This is a genomic window from Sphingomonas changbaiensis NBRC 104936, assembly GCF_000974765.1.
Classification (GTDB): domain Bacteria; phylum Pseudomonadota; class Alphaproteobacteria; order Sphingomonadales; family Sphingomonadaceae; genus Sphingomonas_B; species Sphingomonas_B changbaiensis.
Genome location: NZ_BBWU01000007.1, coordinates 1 through 1,819 on the forward strand (window position 1 = coordinate 1; position 1,819 = coordinate 1,819).

1 protein-coding gene is annotated in these 1,819 nt (G+C 65.3%); it reads left to right on the top strand.

The features are described from left to right. Nucleotides 1–100 precede the first annotated feature (100 nt). Nucleotides 101–1,735 (top strand): CTP synthase, encoded by a 1,635-nt coding sequence (pyrG, locus tag SCH01S_RS01545; RefSeq protein WP_046347020.1) that lies wholly within the window; start codon nt 101–103, stop codon nt 1,733–1,735. Nucleotides 1,736–1,819 lie beyond the last annotated feature (84 nt).

The window sequence follows — 1,819 nt, forward strand, 5'->3', positions numbered from 1 at the left end:
TCCACCATTTCCGCTGCGCGAAAATGGTCCCCCTCCCCGTTCCGGGGAGGAGCTAATTTCCTTGCCCCGCACCCGATCCCGCGGCTAAGCCTCGACTCCCATGGCGCGGTATATTTTTATCACCGGCGGCGTGGTCTCCTCGCTCGGCAAAGGTCTGATGGCGGCTTCCCTGGCTGCCCTTTTGCAGGCGCGCGGATACCGCGTCCGAATCCGGAAATTCGACCCCTATCTGAATGTCGATCCGGGCACGATGAGCCCGTATCAGCACGGCGAAGTCTATGTGACCGACGACGGGGCCGAAACCGACCTCGACCTGGGCCATTACGAGCGCTTCACCGGCGTCCCTTCGCGCCAGTCGGACAACGTCACCTCGGGCCGGATTTATCAGACCGTCATCCAGCGCGAGCGTCGCGGCGACTATCTCGGCGCGACCGTTCAGGTGATCCCGCACGTCACCGACGCGATCAAGGCCTTTGCCCAAACCGAGGTCGACGACCTCGATTTCGTGCTGTGCGAGATCGGCGGCACCGTCGGCGACATCGAATCGCTGCCCTTCATCGAGGCGGTCCGGCAACTGCGCAACGATCTCGGCCGTGAGAACACCGTGTTCGTGCACGTGACGCTCGTCCCGTACATCGCCGCGGCCGGCGAGCTGAAGACCAAGCCGACCCAGCATTCGGTCCGCGAGCTGACGGCGCTCGGCATCCAGCCGGACGTGCTGGTCTGCCGCTGCGAGAAGCCGCTGCCGGAGGGCGAGCGGGCAAAGATCGCGCTGTTCTGCAACGTCCGCAAGGAAGCGGTCGTCCCCGCGCTGGATGCCAAGAGCATCTACGGCGTGCCGCTCCAGTATCACGCCGAGGGTCTCGACCGCGAAGTGTTGCGCGCGTTCGGGATCGAGACGCCGCCCGCCTCGCCCAATCTGTCGCGCTGGACCGATATCATGGACCGGCTCGAAAATCCCGAAGGTCAGGTCACCATCGGCGTCGTCGGCAAATATGTCGGGCTCCCCGATGCCTACAAGTCGCTGCACGAGGCGCTGATCCACGGCGGCATCGCCAACCGGGTCAAGGTCAACATCCAGTGGCTCGACGCCGAGCTGTTCGAGCATGAGGATGAAGTCGCGGCGAAGCTGGAGCCGATGCACGGCATCCTGGTGCCGGGCGGGTTCGGCGAGCGCGGGTCCGAAGGCAAGATTTCCAGCGTCCGCTTCGCGCGCGAACGCAACGTGCCCTTCTTCGGCATCTGCCTGGGCATGCAGATGGCCTGCATCGAAGGCGCCCGGAACGTCGCCGGCATCGGCAAAGCCTCCACCACCGAATTCGGCGCGACCGAGGAACCGGTCGTCGGCCTCATCACCGAATGGATGTCGAAGGAAGGGCTGCAGAAGCGCGAGGCGGACGGCGATCTGGGCGGCACGATGCGGCTTGGGGCCTATCCGGCCGCGCTGAAGGGCAACAGCGTCGTCGAATCGATCTATGGCGCGCGCGAGATCAGCGAACGCCACCGCCATCGCTATGAGGTCAACGTCCATTATCGCGACGCGCTGGAGAAGGGCGGGCTGCTGTTCACCGGCATGAGCCCGGACGGCCAGCTGCCGGAAATCGTCGAGCGGCCCGACCATCCCTGGTTCGTCGGCGTCCAGTTCCATCCGGAGCTGAAGTCGAAGCCCTTCGATCCGCATCCCCTGTTCGCCAGCTTCGTCGAAGCGGCGGTCAAGCAGAGCCGGCTGGTTTAATTTCGCTCCTCCCCGGAACGGGGAGGGGGACCAAGACGCGTAGCGGCTTGGTGGAGGGGTCGCGAGCGAATGCGAGCCCGATGC